Here is a 17,814-nt window from a genome sequence, read left to right on the forward strand (position 1 = left end):
AGGAGCGGCCCTACGCTTCCGGCATGACCGATGTGCTGCGGGTGGGACCGGATCGACGCGATGCCGCACGCGACGAGCAGCCGCCGGCGCTCGAGCACGTGTGGGCGGCATCCTTCCCGGAGCTCTCCCGTCCGGCATCCCCCGTCCGGCCGCCGAACCCGCGGCTGCTGGCGTTGAATGCGGACGTCGCGCGCGACCTCGGTCTCGACCCCGCGTTCCTGCGGTCGGCGTCGGGCGTGCAGTTCCTCACCGGTGGGCGATCGGGAGCGGCTGCTCCGGCCGTCGCCCAGGTGTACGCCGGCCACCAGTGGGGCGTCTTCCAGCCGATCCTCGGCGACGGTCGCGCAGCACTGCTCGGCGAGCGCCGCGGACGCGACGGGCTGCTCCACGACGTGCATCTGAAGGGGATCGGCCCCACCTCGATGTCTCGCGTCGACGGCTTCGCCGTGGTCGGCCCCATGCTGCGCGAGTACCTGATGGGCGAGGCGATGCATGCGCTCGGCGTTCCGACGACCAGGGCGCTGGCCGTCGTGGGCACCGGCGCTCCTCGTGACCATGACGGCCGGGTCCTGCCCGGCGCCGTGCTGGCACGCACGGCCGCGAGCCACGTGCGATTCGGCTCCTTCGAGTACGCGCGAGCACAGGACGACCCGGCGCTGCTGCGCCGTCTCGCCGATCACGTGATCGCCCGCCACTACCCGCGTGCGGCGGACGCCGAGCACCCGTATCGAGCGCTCTTCGTCGAGATCGTGGATGCCGTGGCCGCCCTCACCGCGGACTGGATGCGCACCGGATTCGTGCACGGGGTGCTCAGCACCGACAACGTGCTGGTGTCGGCCGAGACCATCGACTACGGCCCCTGCGCCTTCGTGGACGAGTACGAGCCGGGAGCGTCCTTCAGCTCCCTCGACGCGACCGGGCGCTACGCCTACGACCGGCAGCCGTCGATCATGCGGTGGAACCTCGGGCGACTCGGCCATGCGCTCGCACCGCTGCTGGCCGACGACCCCGCGGTCGGCACGACGGTCGCCGATGAACTCGTCGACGCCTTCGACGAGCGCTCCCGTGTGCACTGGGCTGCGGCGTTCGGCGCCAAGCTCGGCCTGGACGATCAGGTCGAACCGCTGCTCGCCACCGGAGTGGCAGAGGATGCGCTGCGCCTGCTGGCCGCGCACGACGTCGACTTCACCGGCTTCTGGCGAGACCTCGCCGCCGCCGCCGAAGGCGACGAACGGCCGGTCCGCGGACGGTTCCTCGGGGCTGTCCCCGAGCTCGACGCCTGGCTGGCCGCATGGGCCGCGCTGGCACCCGACGCCGCACGCATCCGCAGGACGAACCCGCTGTACATCGCACGCAACCACCTCGTCGAGGAGGCGCTGCAGGCGGCGACCGAGGGCGACCTCGATCCCTTCGAGCGACTGCTCGAGCTGCTGCGCGATCCCTACACGGAGTGGGAGGGCCGCGAGTACGAGCGCTTTACCTGGCCGGCTCCGGAAGGCACTCCGCGGCACCAGACGTTCTGCGGCACCTGACTCCCGCGCCGCGACTCAGCGAAGCGCGAGCCGGCTTCCCGCAACCGCCCCGACACCCGACCGGAGTCGGGCCGCGATCGCCCCGGCGACCCGATCCGTCTGCCGCAACGACAGCGAGTCGGAGCGCGGCCTGGTGAACGCGCCGGCCTCGGTCGAGGATGTGAAGGGGCCGATGCCGAAGACCCCAGCCTTGACGGAGCCGTCCGGCGCGATCAGGCGACCTTCGACGTCCACCTCGATCCGTCCGAGCGACCCTTCGAACGCGGCATCCGCCACCCACAGCTCGCGTCCGTGCGTCGTGGCGATCTCGCGGAGCGCGGCGTTGTCGCTCACCGCCGCACCCGAGCCAGGCAGCCAGGCATCGACGAGCGCCCTGGCGACGGTCTCGCCGGGAGCCCGCGGACTGGACGCGACGTAGCCGCGCTCTGGGTCGATCCGCACCTCGACATCGGGGCCGAGGAAACGGACGATGCCGGCGCGCGCGAGGGCGAGCAGCTCGTCGAGGCGGTGCGCCGGCGGCCCGCTGGCGACGTAGCTGAAGAAGGTGTGCCACGTGACGGGCAGGTCGACGATCCTGGAGCGCGCGCTCCAACGCTCCGGCGGCACATCGGCGAGCGACATGAAGGAGAGCAGGATCGCGATGAACAGGGCGTGCGAGCTGCTGCGCTCCTGCTCGGTGCGCAGGGCCAGATCTTCGGCGATGTGCCGACGGACCCGCTCCTGCAGCTCGTCATCGGTCGCGAAGACCTCCTCGCCGAACGGCCGGTCGAGAGCAGGCACATCGAAGCGGTCGAGCGGGTCTGGCACGAATCGCTCGACCGCCGACCGCAGCGCGACGACATCGGCCGCGTGGGCGCGCAGGACCTCGCGGAACTCCGTCCACGACCCGACGACGCGCTCCGGGTGCCCGGTGAACAGCTCGCGATAGTGGCCCCAGGTCAGCTCCTGCGCGATGAGCGGCCAGACGTCACCGGCGAAGTCGACGGGGGCCGGGCGGGCGAGCAGCCGGGCGATCGCCTGCTTCGTCAGCACCTCGAGCCGCGGTGGATCGCCCTGGCTCACAGACGACACCTTCGAGCGATACGGCACACCCCGGCGGGAGCCGATATGCAGCCGCGGCTCGGCCCCGGAGGGCTCGTAGCGCAGGGAGCCGTCGACCTCGCGCACGAAGCGACCGCCGCGGCCCTCGGCGAGGAGCACCACCAGGTCGACTGCGGCGAGGCCCATCCCACGCACGATGACGTCCTGCCCAGGCGCCAGCACGGAGAGATCGGCGTCGGCGGTGAAGGCGGGCGCGACGTAGGTCAGGCCGTCGCGCGCGGCGGCCTCGATCAGGGATGCGGTCTGACCGGCCGGCTCGCGGCTGGTGTGGCCGAGCGCATAGACGAGGAGATCGGCCGACACCTGATCACCGGAGGCGAGCGAGACGACGTGCTCCTCGCCCTCGTCCCGCACACCGACGACGGTGTCCTCGACCCACTGCACCGTCACGCCGGCGGGAGCGGCTTCCACCGTGCTCCGCCAGAACCAGTCCAGGTAGTGGCTCTGCAGCCGCCTGGTCGGGAAGCTCTCGCCCTGCAGCGCCCACAGCTCGTCCGAGACCTGCGGATCATCGATCCCGAACTCCGGCAGCCGCCCGTCGCGCACCAGCTCGGCCCATTCGATCAGCGAAGGACCAGGGCGAACCGGACCGTCGATGGTGCACGTGTCGTCCGTGAACACCGTCACGTCCTGCGCCATCGAGTTGAGCTTCAGCAGCGCGGACTGGTCGCGCCGCCAGATGCGGCCGGCGCCGGGCGGATGCGGGTCGACGAGGCGCACGTCGAGCGGCGGCGCATCCTCGCCGAACCGCGCGAGCAGTCGCTCGAGCAGCATGACGGCCCGCGGACCGGCGCCCACGAAGACGACCCGCTGCGGGGCGTCCACGTCGCGCGGCGCAGCATCCGTCATCGCTCGATCACCCGTCATCCCGATCACCGCCACCGCCCGCGCCCGACCGCCGTCATCCGCCGACGGGGAGCGGCGCCGCCGCCTGCACCGACGGCAGACCCAGCAGGTCGTGCAGTGTCGCGTCCTGGTCGTACGACTCCCGGTAGGTGCCGCGCTCCTGCAGCAGCGGGATCACGCGGTCGGTGAACTCGTCGAGGCCGTGCGGGGTCACATGGCCGACCACGGTGAATCCGTCGGTGGCACGCTCCTGGACGTAGCGGTCGATCTCGGACGCGATGAAGTCGGGGGTCCCCACGAAGGTGTGGTTCGCGGTGAGGCGGATGATCAGCTCTCGGATGCTGAGGTTCTCTGCCGCCGCCGTCTCGCGCAGCTTCGTGATGCGCGACCGCACGGCGGCATGGCGGTTCGCGAAGCCCTGCGCCGACTCTGGTCCGGTGTCCGGCTCCACGTCGGGCAGCGGTCCGTCGGGGTCGTAGCCGCTGAAGTCCCGATTCCACACCTGCTCGAGGTAGGTGATCGCGGTCTCCGGTCGCACCTGCGCGAGCGCGATCTCGCGCGAGCGCTCCTGCGCCTCGGCGAGGGTGTCGCCCAGCACGAAGGTCGCGGCCGGCAGGATCTTCAGCGACTCCTCCGTGCGACCGTGCGCTGCGAGGCGCCCCTTCACATCGCGGTAGAACTCCTGGGCATCGTCGAACTCGGTGTGCAGCGAGAAGATGACGTCGGCGTGCGCTGTCGCGAAGTCCCGACCGTCGGCAGAGTCGCCTGCCTGCACGATGACCGGCCGCCCCTGCGGCGAGGCCGGCACGTCGAACAGCGCATCGACGTCGAACAACCGGGTGTCGTGTCGCACGCGGGCGACGCCTCGCTCGTCGAGGAAGACGCCGGTGTCGGCATCCGCCACGATCGCATCCGGCTGCCACGACGCCCACAGTCGCTTGGAGAGCTCGGCGAACTCCGACGCCCTCGTGTAGCGGTCGGCATGGTCGAGGTATCCGCCTCGCCGGAAGTTCGCACCGTGGAACGCATCGGAGCTCGTCACGGCGTTCCAGCCGGCGCGTCCGCCGGACAGCAGGTCGAGCGTGCCGAGTTGTCGAGCCAGTTCGAAGGGCTCGTTGAACGTGGTGCTCAGCGTGCCGACCAGACCGATGTGCTCGGTGACCGCCGCGAGCGCTGCCAGGATCGCGAGCGTGTTCGGCCGGCCGAGCACGTCGAGCTCATGGATCCGCCCTCGGTGCTCGCGCAGCCGCAGCCCCTCGGCGAGGAAGAGGTAGTCGAACACCCCGCGCTCGGCGGTCCGGGCGAAGTACTCGAACGAGGAGAAGTCGATCTGGCTGCCGGCGGCGGGGTCGGTCCACACGGTCGTGTTGTTCACGCCGGGGAAGTGCGCGGCAAGGTGGATCTGCCTGGTCATGCCGAGACCTCCTGTCGGGCGTAGCGACTCGCGCGCAGCGGCAGCCCGAGTCGCTCGCGGAGCGTGGCTGCGCCCGTGCGTTCGTCCGGCGCTGCCTCTTCGTCCAGCGCTGCCTCTTCGTCCAGCGCTGCCTCTTCGTGCAGCACGCCCGCCGCGGTCGCACGCGGGACGACGTTCTCGACGATCGCGTCGAGGTCGGCCGGCAGCCGAGCCGGACGCAGGCGGATGCCGTCGACACCGGCTTCGGCGAATGCGCGCAGCTCGTCGACGACGTCGTCCGCAGTGCCGACGACGACGCGGGCATCGGTGGTCAGCGCGTCGCGTGCCTCGAGTCGAGCCCACGCGGCCCGCGCGGCATCCGCGGTGTCCTCGATGAGCACCACGAGATCGACGAACACGCGGAGTCGTTCGGAGTCGCTGCGCACCTCGTCGACGGCCGCCTCGATCTCCGACAGGATGCCGGCGGTCGCAGCCGCATCTGTCGGCGTGATGAACACGACGTCAGCGTGCTCGGCGGCGAAGCGGTACGGGATCGTCTGGTGGGCGAGTGCCGTGATGAGCGGCTGCCCCTGCGGCGAGCGCGGCACGATCGACGCACCGGTGATCGAGAAGAACTCGCCCTCGAACTCGATGTTGTGCACGCGCTCGCGGTCGAGGAAGCGGCCGGTCTCGAGGTCGCGGATGATCGCGTCGTCCTCCCAGGAGTCGGTGAGTCGGCGGATGACCTCGACGACCTCGCCGGCTTCGCGGAAGGCGGCGGTCCAGGCGGCGTCGTCCTCGACGCGACCGGACGCCGGGAACCCGTCCGGCCCGTCGGCGCGACGACCGAAGTTCGCGCGTTCGGCGGCGGATGAACCGGCGACGATGCGTGCGCCCGCTCTCCCGCCGCTGGCGTGGTCGAGCGTCTGCAGGCCGGTGGCGAGATGGAACGGCTCCGGATGCGTCGTCGTCACGGTCGGGACCAACCCGATGCGACGCGTGAGCGGTGCCAGGTACGAGGCCAGCAGCACCGCGTCGAGCCGCCCGCGCACACGATCCGTGCGTGGCTCGGCTGCATCGCTCCCCCGATCGCCGAACGACAGCGCGTCCTCGATCGTGACGAAGGTGATCCCCGCGTCGTCGGCGGCTCGGACGAGGTCGCTCCAGTACCGGGCGGAGGTGAGCTCGCGCGGCCGAGCGGTGGGCTCGCGCCAGGCGGCGGGGTGCCAGCCGGCCCCGGCCAGCGCGACGGCGAGGTGCAGACGATCGGTCATCTCAGACTCCGTGTTCCGGTGTGCGCACTGATGAGAACGTCGTGTGCCGGCGCAGCGTGAAGCCCAGTCGCTCGTAGACCGCGATCGCGCCGACGTTCGTGGCCGCGGCATGCAGCAGCGCCCGATCGCCGCGCTCCTGGATATGGAAGGCCACATCGAGCACGAGGCGTGATGCCAGTCCCTGCCCGCGGAAGGCGGCATCGGTCGCCACGGCGCTGATCTCGGTCCAGCCCTCCGGATGCAGCCGCTCGCCGGCCATCGCGATCAGCGCGCCCTCCCGCCGGATGCCGATGTAGCGACCCAGCTGGTAGGTGCGCGGCCGGAAGGGACCCGGCTGATTCCGCTCCACCAGTGCCAGCATCTCCGGCACGTCGGTGGCGCCGAGCACGATCGCCTCGTCATCCGGTCGCGGCCGGAGCGCATCCGTCTCGACCAGCTGCACGCCGTCGCCGCGTCCGAGCGTCTCCCAGCCCTCGGGCGGCAGCTCCTCGGTGCTGGACAGGCCGATCTCGGCACCCGGACCGACGAGTTCTGCCAGCGCATCCCACACGCGCGGGTCGTCCCAGGTGCGCACGGCCACGAACGGTGCGACGTCGGCCGGGTACTGGCGCACGAGGTCATCGCCGATCGCGAACGCGGCGTGCGGGCCCGTCAGCGCATGCCACGCGGGGTTGTCGAGGACGGCAGCATCCTGATGCGTCGAGATGGTCTGGCTCATTCTTCAGTCCTTCGTGAGTGTGCTCTCGACGAGCTTGCGCCACCACGGACCCCCTCGGGGCCGATGCCGTCATCGGAGTTCACATTCGCTGCGCGCGTCGGTCTCGACGGTCAGCCGGCGGCGCCCGTATGACGTCCGGTGACATGGGATGACCGTCGGTGACCCGCACCCGTCGCACCGATTCCGGAACTGCGAACGTAGCCGTCTGCCGCGACCTGCGGCGATCGACGACGGGAACGGGAATCGACATGAAGCGCTACATCGGCAGACGACTGCTGCAGGCCGTCGCGGTGCTGTGGGCCGCGTACACCGTGTCCTTCCTCGTGCTCTACGCCCTGCCTGCCGACCCGGTGCGCCTGCTCGCCGGTGGCGACGCGACCGACGTGTCGGCCGAGCAGCTGGATGCACTGCGCGAGCGACTCGGGCTCGATCAGCCGCTCGTCGTGCAGTACATCCAGAAGCTGGGCGAGGTGCTCCGCGGCGACCTCGGCGCCTCGATCGGCACCGGCCGACCGGTGACGACGATGCTCGCCGAAGCGATTCCACCGACGGTCCAGATCGCCGCCGTCGGGTTCGTCATCGCGCTCGTCGTCGGCGGGGCGCTCGCCTTCTTCGCGACCTTCACCAGGAACCGCGCGCTGGCCGATCTCCTGATCGGGCTGCCGCCGCTCGGCGTCGCGGTCCCGTCGTTCTGGCTCGGACTGCTCCTCATCCAGTGGTTCTCGTTCGCGATCCCGCTCTTCCCTGCGGTCGGCGACGGCGGGCCGATCTCGATCGTGCTGCCGGCGATCACGCTGGCGGTGCCGACATCGGCGACGATCGCCCAGCTGCTGGCCAAGAGCCTCGACACGACGCTGCGCGAGCCGTACATCGACACCGCATGGGCGAAGGGCGCGTCTCGCATTCGAGTCCATGTGCGCCACGGACTCCGCAACGCGGCGCTGCCCGCGCTGACGATGACCGGACTCATCGTGGGGCAGCTGCTCTCCGGCACGGTCGTCACCGAGACGGTGTTCTCGCGTCCGGGCGTCGGCAGGGTCACGGCCACCGCGGTGCAGCAGCAGGACATCCCGGTCGTGCAGGGCGTGGTGCTGTTCGCGGCCGCGGTCTTCGTGATCGCGAACCTCGTCGTCGACCTGATCTACCCGCTGCTCGATCCTCGGATCGTGCTCGCCGGTACCCGACGACGTCGAGGCCGCGCATCCGAGGGTGCCGACCCGGCATCCGGATCCCCGACTCGTCCTGACCAGCAGACCCTCGAACCGACCGGAGGCGCACGATGAGCGAGACGACCGCCCTGCTTCCCGACGCCGCCGAGCGCGCCGTCGACACCTTCGCCGGAACCTCCGCCGACCGCTTCGAGGATGCGGTCGCCGAGCGGGCGCACCGCCCCCGCGTGCGCCGCCTGATCGGACTGCTGCGTCGTCCGGTGGTGGTGCTCGCGACGGTGTGGCTCGCCCTCATCGTGATCGCGGCGCTCTGGCCATCGCTCCTCGCTCCCGGCGACCCGTTGCTGGGTGTTCCGGCCGACAAGCTGCAGGCCCCGTCGGCCGCACACCTGTTCGGCACCGACCAGATCGGGCGCGACCTCTACACGCGCGTCGTGCACGGCACGCAGCTCACGCTGTCGGCCGCCGCGATCGCAGTCGGCGGCGGGATGCTGGTCGGCGCCCTGCTCGGCGTGATCGCCGGCTTCGCCGGGGGCCGCGTCGACGAGCTGATCATGCGCGGCGCAGACGTGCTCCTGGCGATCCCAGGTCTGCTCCTCTCACTCGCGATCATCACCGCGCTCGGCTTCGGCACCGTGAACGTCGCGATCGCGGTCGGCGCGGCCAGCGTGGCATCCGTCGCCCGGATCATGCGCTCCGAAGTCCTCCGCGTGCGCTCCGCTCCCTACGTCGAGGCAGCGCAGGCGTCGGGCAACCGCTGGCTGCGAGTGCTCGGCCGGCACGTGCTGCCCAACTCGCTCGGACCCGTGGTCGTGCTGTCGGTGCTGGAGCTCGGCGGGGCGATCCTCGCCGTCTCCTCGCTGAGCTTCCTCGGGTACGGCGCGCAGCCGCCGCTCGCCGAGTGGGGATCGCTCGTCTCCGGCGGGCGGGACTACCTGCGCTCCGCCTGGTGGCTGACGACCTTCCCCGGCATCGCGATCGCGCTCACCGTGCTGTCGGCGAACCGATTGTCGCGAGCGCTCGACTCGGATCGAGGTGCGCGATGAGCCGCGAGCAGGGGGCCGCGACCGTCCCCGTGCTGCGCGTCGAGGGGCTGTCGGTGCGCTATCGCACGGCACGCGGCCCGGTGGACGCCGTGCAGGACGTGTCGTTCGAGGTGGGCGCAGGCGAGACCGTCGCGATCGTCGGCGAGTCCGGCTCCGGCAAGTCGACGACAGCACACGCGATCGTGCGGCTGCTGCCGGCGGCCTCCGAGATCCCGAGCGGCCGGGTACGACTCGGCGACGACGACCTCGTGACGGCGACCGGCGCAGAGCTCGCTGCGATCCGTGGCAGCCGGATCGGCCTGGTCCCTCAGGACCCGACCGTGAGCCTCAACCCGGTGATGCGGATCGGAGCGCAGGTCGCGGAGGTGCTCGTCGTGCACGGGCTCGCCGACCGGCACGCGGCCGCCGACCGTGCGATCGAGGCCCTCGCGCTCGCCGGTCTCGCCGACCCCGAAGCGCGGGCCCAGCAGTATCCGCACGAGCTGTCGGGCGGGATGCGGCAGCGTGTGCTGATCGCGATCGCCATGATCGCCGCGCCGCAGCTCATCGTCGCCGACGAGCCGACGAGCGCGCTCGACGTGACCGTGCAGCGTCAGATCCTCGACCAGCTCGATGCCCTCCGCGAGCGCACCGGCACCAGCATCCTGCTCATCACGCACGATCTCGGCGTCGCCGCAGACCGGGCCGATCGCATCGTCGTCATGAATCGAGGGCGCATCGTCGAGACCGGGACCCCGGCGCAAGTGCTCACGAATCCGCGCGACCCGTACACGCAGCGCCTCATCGCAGCGGCGCCGAGCCTCAGCGTCCGTCGCGATGCGGCATCCGATTCCCCGGTGCTGTCGACGGATGCTCCGCGGCTGCGACTGAGCGGCCGACCGGGCGACCCGTTCGCCGCCGGTCGGGAGCAGCAGTCCGAGCCGAAGACGCCGCACGTGCTCGAGGTCGTCGACCTGGTGAAGGAGTTCGCACTCCCCCGAGGCGCGGGGGCGGGAAGCCAGCGCGCCGTGGACGGCGTGTCCTTCACGATCCCCCGGGCGCAGACGCTCGCCCTGGTCGGCGAGTCCGGCTCAGGGAAGACGACGACAGCACGACTCGCGCTGCGGCTGACCGATCCGACTGCCGGGGCGATCCGACTCGACGGCGAGGACATCACGACGGCGCGCGGATCCCACCTGCGAGCGTTGCGACGCCGCCTCCAGCTCGTGCAGCAGAACCCCTACGCGACGCTCGATCCCCGGCAGACGATCGAGCAGATCGTCATCGATCCCCTTCGTGCGTTCGGTCTCGGGGATCGGCGGCAGCGGTCGGCCAGAGCCGCGGAGCTGCTCGACGTCGTGGCGCTCCCGGTCTCGGCGCTGCGGCGCAAGCCGGCAGAGCTCTCCGGCGGGCAGCGTCAACGCGTGGCGATCGCGCGTGCGCTGGCGATCTCACCCGAGCTGATCGTGCTCGACGAACCGGTGTCGGCGCTCGACGTGCTCATCCAGGACCAGATCCTGACGCTGCTGACGGGACTGCAGCGCGAGCTCGGCGTGACCTATCTGTTCATCTCTCACGACCTGGCCGTCGTGCGGCAGATCGCGCATCGCGTCGCCGTCATGCGCCGCGGCCGCATCGTCGAATCCGGCGCAGCCGACGAGGTCTTCGACCATCCGCGGCACGAGTACACGACGGCCCTGATCGACGCGATCCCCGGCCACGCCGCTGCCGGGCTCCCCCTGACATCCCTCCGCCCCTGACACCCGCCCGCTCCACAGCAAGGAACCCATCATGCGAACCCGCTCCGTCCTCTCCGCCGCGGCAGTGCTCAGCGCCGCCCTCGTCCTGGCATCCTGCGCGAGCAGCGCACCCCAGGGATCGACGACCGCCGATGCCGACGCGAGTCCCGTCGACGGCGGCGACCTCGTGCTCGCGATCGCGAACGACCCGATCTCGCTCAACCCCTCCGGCATCGGCTCCGGCAACGACACCCTGTACGTCACGCGACAGCTCGTCGACTCGCTCCTCTATCAGGACCCGGAGACGAGCGAACTGGAGCCCTGGCTGGCCGAGTCGTACACGGCGAACGCCGACGCGACCGTCTTCACCTTCGAGCTCCGCGACGACGTCACATTCTCGGACGGCACCCCGTTCACGGCCGAGTCGGTCAAGGCGACGTTCGACGACATCATCGCGGCCGGAGCGCTGAGCCAGTCGGTGAGCTCGTTCGTCGGCTACGAGCAGACGGTCGTGGTCGACGACGACACGGTCGAGGTGCACTTCTCCACACCGAACGCGGCGTTCCCGAACGCGACCGCCGCCGTCGGCCTCGGCATCGTGGGGGCCGCGACGCTCGAGGTGCCCTTCGAAGAGCGGGCGGACGGCGAGTCGGTGATCGGCACCGGCCCCTTCACGCTCGACACCTACACGAAGGACGTGTCGACCGTGCTCGCGAAGCGCGACGACTACGCCTGGTCACCGGCTCAGCGGGACAACGACGGGGCCGCGCACCTCGACACCGTCACCTTCCAGGTCGTGCCGGAGGCCAGCGTGCGCACCGGCGGGCTCGAATCCGATCAGTTCGATGCGATCGGCGGCGTGCAGCCGACCGACGTCGACGTGCTCGAAGCCGCCGGCCTGCCGCTGGTGCACCGGGCCAACCCCGGGCTGAGCTTCGGACTGACCTTCAACGAGGCGAGCCCCATCGCCTCCGATATCGCGGTGCGCGAAGCCATCGCCGCCGGCATCGACGCCGAGGAGGTGCGCGACACCTCCCTGAACGATCTCTTCAACGTCGGTACCAGCGCCCTCGCCAAGAACACGCCGTCCTGGGCCGACCAGAGCGCCTCCTTCGGTTTCGACCCCGACCGGGCGGGCGAGCTGCTCGACGACGCCGGCTGGGTCGCCGGCGACGACGGCATCCGCGAGAAGGACGGCCAGCGCCTCTCGCTCGACGTGATCTGGATCACCAACTTCGGTCCGAACCAGACGAGCCTCGAACTCATCCAGCAGCAGCTCAAGCAGATCGGGGTCGAACTGCACCTCTCGGGCAGCGTCGTGCCCGACTTCCTCGAGAAGCAGACGGCCGGCGACTTCGACATCGCGTGGGGCAACCTCTCCCGCGCCGACGGCGACGTGCTGCGCACCCAGTTCTCGAAGGCGACCACCACGGCCAGGATCGACGACCCGGAGCTGGAGTCGCTGCTGCAGGCGCAGCTCGCCGCCGGTGATCCCGCCGCCCGCACCGAGATCCTCGCTCAGGCGCAGGAGCGCATCGCGAGCCGGTACTACCAGATCCCCGTGCACGAGCTCACGTCGATCCTCGGCATCGGCGCGGGCGTCCACGGCATCACCCTCGGTGCGGACTCCCGCCTCGAATCGCTCGTGACCGCATGGAAGGACGCAGAATAATGACCGATCAGCTCATCCCGAACGCAGGACTCATCCTCGCCGGGAGCCATCCGGAAGGCGACCCGAGGGCGGGACTCGAGCAGACGCTGCGCCTGTTCTCCTTCGCCGAGGATCTCGGCTACGACGTCGCAGGCATCCGGCAGCGTCACCTCGAGCGGGGGATCTCCTCCGCCCTGCCGTTCCTGGCGGCGGCGAGCCAGCGAACGCAGCGGATCCGCCTCGAGACGGGTGTAGTGCCGCTGGGCTACGAGACGCCGTTCCGACTGGCCGAGGACTTCGGCACGGTCGATGCGCTCTCCGGCGGCCGGGTCAACGTCGGGATCAGCACCTCGTCACCGCACGGCGACCTGCTCGGCGACCTCGGCCGCGGTGACGCCGCCGCCGAGCCGTATGTCCTGGTCGAGCGACTCCTCGAGGCACTGGAAGGGCACGCGCTCGCTGCGGAACCGCTCTCCACGCCCTACGGTCCGCAGATCCCCCGGATCGAGCCGCACATCCCCGGGTTGCGCGATCGCGTGTGGCTGGGCGGCGGGTCGGAGCGATCAGTCCGCTGGGCAGCACGGCACGGTCTCAAGCTGCTCCTGGGCAACCTGAGCGACGCCGGCGGACACGACCGGTTCGAACCGGCGCAGCGGGTGCATCTCGACCTGTACCACTCCGAGTTCGTCGGCGACGGCGTCCCGACGGTCGGCGTCGAACGCGTGATCGTGCCGACGACGAGCGCGACCGCCGAGCAGCGCGAGCACTACCGGGCCTATGCCGAGGCGCGCGAACCCAGAACGACGAGGCCCGCCGAGCTCGGCGCACGTCGGGTCGTGTTCCAGCGGGATCTCGTCGGCAGCGCCGAGGAGATCGTCGACAGACTGCGCGATGACCCGTCCATCGACGGTCGCACCGAGTTGCGCGTGGCGCTGCCCTACGGCTTCTCGGAGGACGAGTACCGCCAGATCTTCTCCGACATCAGGCACGCGATCCTCCCCGAACTCGGCTGGACGCCCGCGGAAGCACGCGTCGACGAGCGGCTCATTACCTCGCGTGAAGTCGCATGACTTCCGCTGACGCACGGGCAGACGGATCGGCCGAAGCACCGCGAAGCTGGCCACACACACCGACGAACAGGAGCACGCATGACCACCACTGACCGACTGCGTCTCGGCGTGGCGCTCGAGGGAGCCGGCTGGCACCCCTCCGCGTGGCGCGAGGAGTCCGCACGTCCGAACGACCTCTTCACCCCGCAGTACTGGGTCGACGTCGTGCAGCAGGCCGAGGCCGGCGGCATCGACTTCGCCACGATCGAGGACTCGTTCGCCGTGCAGTCCAGCCGACCCTTCGGACCCGACGAGCGCACCGACGAGGTGCGCGGCCGTCTGGACGCCCTGCTGATCGCGTCTCGCGTGGCTCCGGTCACCCGACGCATCGGGCTGATCCCCACGGTGACCACGACGCACACCGAGCCGTTCCACATCTCCAAGGCGGTCGCCACGCTCGACCATGCCAGCCTCGGCCGCGCCGGGTGGCAGCCGAAGGTCTCGGGACGCTCGGACGAGGCACGCCACTTCGGGCGTCGCGACGTCCCCGCGTTCGACGATCTGCGGGATCCGCGCGTGCAGGAGGCCATCTCGACGCTGTTCGCCGAGGCGGACGACGTCGTCGAGGTCGTCCGGCGACTCTGGGACAGTTGGCAGGACGACGCCGAGATCCGGGATGCCGCGACCGATCGGTTCCTGGATGCCGAACGGGTGCACACGATCGACTTCGAGGGCCAGTGGTTCGGGGTCCGCGGTCCCTCGATCACACCTCGTCCGCCGCAGGGCCAGCCGGTGGTCGCCGCGCTCGCACACGCCGAGGTGCCGTACCGGTTCGCCGCGGCATCCGCCGATCTGGTCTTCGTCACCCCGCTGCGCATCGAGGATGCCACCGGCATCCTCGCCGAGGTGCGCGCGGCGGAGACCGCTGTGGGGCGCGACGGCGAGCCGCTGCAGGTGTATGCCGACATCGTCGTGTTCCTCGACGGTGTGCGTGAGACGGGTGCAGCCAGGCTCGAGCGGCTCGACGGACTCGCGCGTGCGTTGCACTCCGACACCCGGATCTTCGCCGGCTCGGCCTCGACCCTGGCCGACGAGATCGCGGCGCTCGGTGAGCTCGGCTACGCGGGCGTGCGGCTGCGACCAGGTGTCGTGACCGACGATCTTCCGCGCATCGCCGACGACCTCGTGCCCGAGCTGCGGCGTCGCGAGCTGCTCGCGGACAGCGACGCCGATTCCCTGCGCGGCGTGCTCGGCCTCCCCACCACCGTCCCCAACCGCTACGCCCCGGCACTCGCCGGCTGAGTCACATCGGAGCCGACCATGAGTACGACACCTCGCAAGCAGATCATCCTCGCCGCGTACGTCGGCGGGGTCAACGAGCACACGGCCTGGGAGCACCCGGATGCCGGCAGCCAGATCGAGTTCGACACGTTCCGCCACGTCGCCCAGACCGCGGAGCGCGGACGGTTCGACTACTTCTTCCTCGCAGAGGGACTCGCGCTGCGCGAACGCGCCGGTCGGGTGTTCGAGCACGACATCGCGGGGCGACCGGACACCCTGCCGGTGCTCGCCGCCCTCGCAGCCGTGACCTCGCACATCGGCCTGGTCGGGACGCTGAACGCGACCTTCAACGAGCCCTATGAGCTCGCGCGTCAGATCGCGAGTCTCGATCACCTCTCCGGCGGACGCGCGGGCTGGAACGTCGTCACCAGCTGGGATGCATTCACGGGGCAGAACTTCCGTCGAGGCGGATTCCTGTCGCGCGAGGATCGCTACGCGCGGGCGGAGGAATTCGTGAACACGGTGCGCGAGCTGTGGGACTCGTGGGCGGACGACGCCATCCTCGCCGACAAGGCGAGCGGCCGATTCCTCCTCGACGACGACGCCGGAGCGTTCGCGCACACGGGTGCGCAGTTCGACATCGACGGCACCTTCACCGTCCCGCGCAGCCCGCAGGGTCGCCCGGTGATCGTGCAGGCTGGAGTGTCGCCGCAGGGTCGCGACTTCGCGGCTGCGAACTCCGACCTGATCTTCTCGCCGTTCTCCCGACTCGCCGAGGCGCAGGAGTTCTATGTCGACGTGAAGGCGCGTGCGCGCGGCTTCGGGCGCAACCCCGACGACCTCAAGATCATCCCGGGGGCGGGCTTCGTGCTCGGAGATTCCCGTGCGGATGCCGAGGAGAAGGCCCGCTTCATCCTGGAGCAGCAGCTCAGCGACCGTGCGGTGCAGGTGCAGTTCGAGCAGCTGTGGAACCGTGATCTGTCGGCGTACGACATCGACGGCCCGCTGCCCGACATCGAGCCGGATCCGGAGGCGCCGCCCATCATCCAGGGCAGGGCGTTCATCCACCAGGATCGCTTCGAGACCGTGCGGCGCTGGCGCGCGCTCGCCGAGGAGAAGGGGCTCAGCATCCGCGGCGTCGCCGCCGAGGTGTCGACGCGCACCGAGTACATCGGCACGCCGCAGCAGGTGGCGGACGCGCTCGACGACTTCATCCAGAACGACGGAGCCGATGGCGTCGTGCTGGGCGGGCACATCACCCCCGGCGGCATCGACGAGTTCGTCGACAAGGTCGTGCCGCTGCTGCAGGAACGCGGTTCGCTGCGCACCGAATACACGGGCAGCACCCTGCGCGAGAACCTCGGCCTGCCGATCCCTGAGCGCCGCGGTGCGCTCGCGGCGACGGCGTAGGGGCCGGTCATGTCCGGGACGACAGACGCATCCGCGCTCGACCAGGTCGATCGGGCCGAGCTCGATCGGGCTCAGGGCGATCAGGCTGAGTTCGATCGGGCCGAGTTCGATCGCGAGTGGCAGGAGTGGCATCGCGCTCACGAGGCGCGCCGCACCGATCCGCATGGGTTCCTGGCGGTCACCGGACTGCATTGGCTGAGCGGCGACCCCCAGCGGATCGCCGGCCTGCCGGGGAGGTGGACGACGGGTCCGGGGGGTCCTGTCGTCCACCTGGCGGACGGCGAGCGGCTGACGCTGCACGGCGAGCCCATCAGCGGGCGCCACGAGTTCGGGCCGATCGCCGAGCGCGGCGGGCTGACCGTCGCATTCGACGGCGGCGTCGCCGAGGTCGCGAAGCGCGGCGGGCACGACATCGTGCGTCCGCGGCGCCCGGACCATCCGTATCTCGCCGGATACGAGGGCACGCCGTCGTATCCGGCCGATACGCGCTGGCGCGTGCCGGCGAGGTTCGTCGAGTACGTCGCGCCGCGGCCCACCGAGGTCGGCGCGGCCGTCGACGGACTCACCCACGTGTACGACGCACCCGGATACCTCGAGCTCCGCCTGGCCGACGAGACCCTGCGCCTCGTGGCGTTCCCAGCGCATGCACCGGGCGAGCTGCTCGTGCTCTTCTCGGACGCCACGAGCGGCGTCACCACGGCGCACCGCAGCCTGATCGTGCCCGCGCCGGGTCCGGACGGACAGACGGTCGTCGACTTCAACCGCGCCGTCAATCTCCCGTGCGCCTACACCGACTTCGCGACGTGTCCCCTGCCTCCGGCGGAGAACCGACTGCGGATCGCGATCGAGGCCGGCGAGCAGACGCCGCTCTCGCGGGTGCAGGCGGGCGAAGCCGTGGCGGCTCCGGCGTAGGGCTCGGCTGCACCCGGTGGATGCCGCGGTGGCGAGGGGGCGCAGATGGCCGCATCCCCCGCGCGGAGGCGGCCGTTCGCGATCCCTCGCGCTGCCGCGAACGCAGAACAGCGCGCGGTTACGTCGTGTTGCCGCATCCGCGTACGCCGCGGCGACCTCCGGCGATACTGGCACCATGTCCGACACCGTCACCGAGTGGATCGTCGAAGCCGTCGCGTGGGACGACCCGCGCGCCCAGGCGCTGCGCGCCGACATGGATGCCGAGATCGGTCCGCGATACGCCGACCGTCTCGACGACGTGCCGGCGGAGCTCGCAGCGCGCATGAGCCGTGCGCTCTCCGTGGTCCCTGACTCGATCGTCGCGACGATCATCGTGACGGATGCCGCGCACGTGCCGGTCGGCCATGCCGCCCTCCGCGCCCTCGGCGGCGACCTCGCCGATGCGCTCGAGGTCAAGCGCGTCTTCGTCATCCCCGGCGCGCGAGGAACCGGCGTGAGCCGTCTGCTGATGGCCGAGCTGGAGCGCACCGCGGCAGACCTCGGGGCCGAGCGCCTGATCCTGCAGACCGGCGATCGGCAGCCCGAGGCCGTGGCCCTCTACGAGCGGATCGGCTACACGCGCATCCCGATCTATCCGCCGTACCTCGAGATCTCCTTCTCGCAGTGCTTCGAGAAGCCGCTCGCAACGGCGCCGAGCGGCTCGCTCGACTGACG

The 17,814-nt window shown here is 71.0% G+C and carries 14 protein-coding genes; 10 read left to right on the forward strand and 4 right to left on the reverse strand.

All coding sequences use genetic code 11. The features are described from left to right. Positions 1–23: 23 nt before the first annotated feature. On the forward strand, positions 24–1,532 hold the full coding sequence (locus tag V7Z82_RS09335; RefSeq protein ID WP_334150520.1) for a protein adenylyltransferase SelO: 1,509 nt from the start codon (positions 24–26) through the stop codon (positions 1,530–1,532). Between the two features lie 15 nt (positions 1,533–1,547). Here the strand turns inward: V7Z82_RS09335 and V7Z82_RS09340 are convergent, their stop codons facing one another. Genes V7Z82_RS09340 through V7Z82_RS09355 form a run of 4 tightly spaced genes read right to left on the reverse strand, consistent with a single transcriptional unit; the run spans position 1,548 to position 6,864 of the window. Then, the gene (locus V7Z82_RS09340; protein WP_334150523.1) at positions 1,548–3,500 is read right to left on the reverse strand and encodes an FAD/NAD(P)-binding protein; all 1,953 of its coding nucleotides are present in this window, start codon (positions 3,498–3,500) and stop codon (positions 1,548–1,550) included. Positions 3,501–3,534: 34 nt separating this feature from the next. Next, positions 3,535–4,893 carry an NtaA/DmoA family FMN-dependent monooxygenase gene (locus V7Z82_RS09345; RefSeq protein WP_334150525.1) on the reverse strand — a complete coding sequence of 453 codons (1,359 nt, stop codon included), beginning with the start codon at positions 4,891–4,893 and terminating at the stop codon, positions 3,535–3,537. Next, positions 4,890–6,146: an LLM class flavin-dependent oxidoreductase gene (locus V7Z82_RS09350; RefSeq protein WP_334150527.1), complete on the reverse strand. Its 1,257-nt coding sequence runs from the start codon at positions 6,144–6,146 to the stop codon at positions 4,890–4,892. Before V7Z82_RS09350 ends, V7Z82_RS09345 begins: the two co-directional genes overlap by 4 nt. A 1-nt stretch (position 6,147) precedes the next feature. After that, a complete protein-coding gene (locus V7Z82_RS09355; protein ID WP_334150530.1) occupies positions 6,148–6,864 on the reverse strand; it encodes a GNAT family N-acetyltransferase in 717 nt (238 codons plus the stop codon). A gap of 248 nt (positions 6,865–7,112) precedes the next feature. Between V7Z82_RS09355 and V7Z82_RS09360 the strand changes: the two genes are divergently transcribed. From V7Z82_RS09360 to V7Z82_RS09400, 9 genes are all read left to right on the forward strand, one after another. Further along, positions 7,113–8,147, forward strand: coding sequence for an ABC transporter permease (locus tag V7Z82_RS09360; RefSeq protein WP_334150532.1), 1,035 nt, complete (start codon positions 7,113–7,115; stop codon positions 8,145–8,147). Beyond that, on the forward strand, positions 8,144–9,079 hold the full coding sequence (locus V7Z82_RS09365) for an ABC transporter permease (RefSeq protein WP_334150534.1): 936 nt from the start codon (positions 8,144–8,146) through the stop codon (positions 9,077–9,079). Before V7Z82_RS09360 ends, V7Z82_RS09365 begins: the two co-directional genes overlap by 4 nt. Then, on the forward strand, positions 9,076–10,818 hold the full coding sequence (locus tag V7Z82_RS09370) for an ABC transporter ATP-binding protein (protein WP_334150537.1): 1,743 nt from the start codon (positions 9,076–9,078) through the stop codon (positions 10,816–10,818). The genes V7Z82_RS09365 and V7Z82_RS09370 overlap by 4 nt, the downstream gene beginning before the upstream one ends. Positions 10,819–10,849: 31 nt before the next feature. Then, on the forward strand, positions 10,850–12,469 hold the full coding sequence (locus V7Z82_RS09375) for an ABC transporter substrate-binding protein (protein WP_334150539.1): 1,620 nt from the start codon (positions 10,850–10,852) through the stop codon (positions 12,467–12,469). Beyond that, complete coding sequence (locus tag V7Z82_RS09380) at positions 12,469–13,518, forward strand: LLM class flavin-dependent oxidoreductase (protein WP_334150542.1); 1,050 nt, start codon at positions 12,469–12,471, stop codon at positions 13,516–13,518. Before V7Z82_RS09375 ends, V7Z82_RS09380 begins: the two co-directional genes overlap by 1 nt. A gap of 78 nt (positions 13,519–13,596) precedes the next feature. Beyond that, positions 13,597–14,799, forward strand: coding sequence for an LLM class flavin-dependent oxidoreductase (locus V7Z82_RS09385; RefSeq protein ID WP_334150544.1), 1,203 nt, complete (start codon positions 13,597–13,599; stop codon positions 14,797–14,799). An 18-nt stretch (positions 14,800–14,817) separates the two neighbouring features. Beyond that, positions 14,818–16,188, forward strand: a complete 1,371-nt coding sequence (locus tag V7Z82_RS09390) for an NtaA/DmoA family FMN-dependent monooxygenase (protein ID WP_334150546.1) — start codon at positions 14,818–14,820, stop codon at positions 16,186–16,188. A 9-nt stretch (positions 16,189–16,197) separates the two neighbouring features. Continuing rightward, positions 16,198–17,100, forward strand: a complete 903-nt coding sequence (locus V7Z82_RS09395) for a DUF1684 domain-containing protein (RefSeq protein ID WP_334150549.1) — start codon at positions 16,198–16,200, stop codon at positions 17,098–17,100. A 175-nt stretch (positions 17,101–17,275) separates the two neighbouring features. Continuing rightward, complete coding sequence (locus V7Z82_RS09400; protein WP_334150552.1) at positions 17,276–17,812, forward strand: GNAT family N-acetyltransferase; 537 nt, start codon at positions 17,276–17,278, stop codon at positions 17,810–17,812. Positions 17,813–17,814: the final 2 nt, after the last annotated feature.

Origin of the sequence: Microbacterium sp. (assembly GCF_036823965.1) — a bacterium.
Lineage (GTDB): Bacteria > Actinomycetota > Actinomycetes > Actinomycetales > Microbacteriaceae > Microbacterium.

What these genes read in the sequence shown, in the direction of transcription:
- V7Z82_RS09335 (WP_334150520.1), top strand. Translation starts at nt 24, where the DNA reads ATGACCGATGTGCTGCGGGTGGGACCGGATCGACGCGATGCCGCACGC.
- V7Z82_RS09385 (WP_334150544.1), top strand. Translation starts at nt 13,597, where the DNA reads ATGACCACCACTGACCGACTGCGTCTCGGCGTGGCGCTCGAGGGAGCC.
- V7Z82_RS09360 (WP_334150532.1), top strand. Translation starts at nt 7,113, where the DNA reads ATGAAGCGCTACATCGGCAGACGACTGCTGCAGGCCGTCGCGGTGCTG.
- V7Z82_RS09375 (WP_334150539.1), top strand. Translation starts at nt 10,850, where the DNA reads ATGCGAACCCGCTCCGTCCTCTCCGCCGCGGCAGTGCTCAGCGCCGCC.
- V7Z82_RS09395 (WP_334150549.1), top strand. Translation starts at nt 16,198, where the DNA reads ATGTCCGGGACGACAGACGCATCCGCGCTCGACCAGGTCGATCGGGCC.
- V7Z82_RS09390 (WP_334150546.1), top strand. Translation starts at nt 14,818, where the DNA reads ATGAGTACGACACCTCGCAAGCAGATCATCCTCGCCGCGTACGTCGGC.
- V7Z82_RS09380 (WP_334150542.1), top strand. Translation starts at nt 12,469, where the DNA reads ATGACCGATCAGCTCATCCCGAACGCAGGACTCATCCTCGCCGGGAGC.
- V7Z82_RS09365 (WP_334150534.1), top strand. Translation starts at nt 8,144, where the DNA reads ATGAGCGAGACGACCGCCCTGCTTCCCGACGCCGCCGAGCGCGCCGTC.
- V7Z82_RS09340 (WP_334150523.1), bottom strand. Translation starts at nt 3,500, where the DNA reads ATGACGGGTGATCGAGCGATGACGGATGCTGCGCCGCGCGACGTGGAC.
- V7Z82_RS09400 (WP_334150552.1), top strand. Translation starts at nt 17,276, where the DNA reads ATGTCCGACACCGTCACCGAGTGGATCGTCGAAGCCGTCGCGTGGGAC.
- V7Z82_RS09370 (WP_334150537.1), top strand. Translation starts at nt 9,076, where the DNA reads ATGAGCCGCGAGCAGGGGGCCGCGACCGTCCCCGTGCTGCGCGTCGAG.
- V7Z82_RS09345 (WP_334150525.1), bottom strand. Translation starts at nt 4,893, where the DNA reads ATGACCAGGCAGATCCACCTTGCCGCGCACTTCCCCGGCGTGAACAAC.
- V7Z82_RS09355 (WP_334150530.1), bottom strand. Translation starts at nt 6,864, where the DNA reads ATGAGCCAGACCATCTCGACGCATCAGGATGCTGCCGTCCTCGACAAC.
- V7Z82_RS09350 (WP_334150527.1), bottom strand. Translation starts at nt 6,146, where the DNA reads ATGACCGATCGTCTGCACCTCGCCGTCGCGCTGGCCGGGGCCGGCTGG.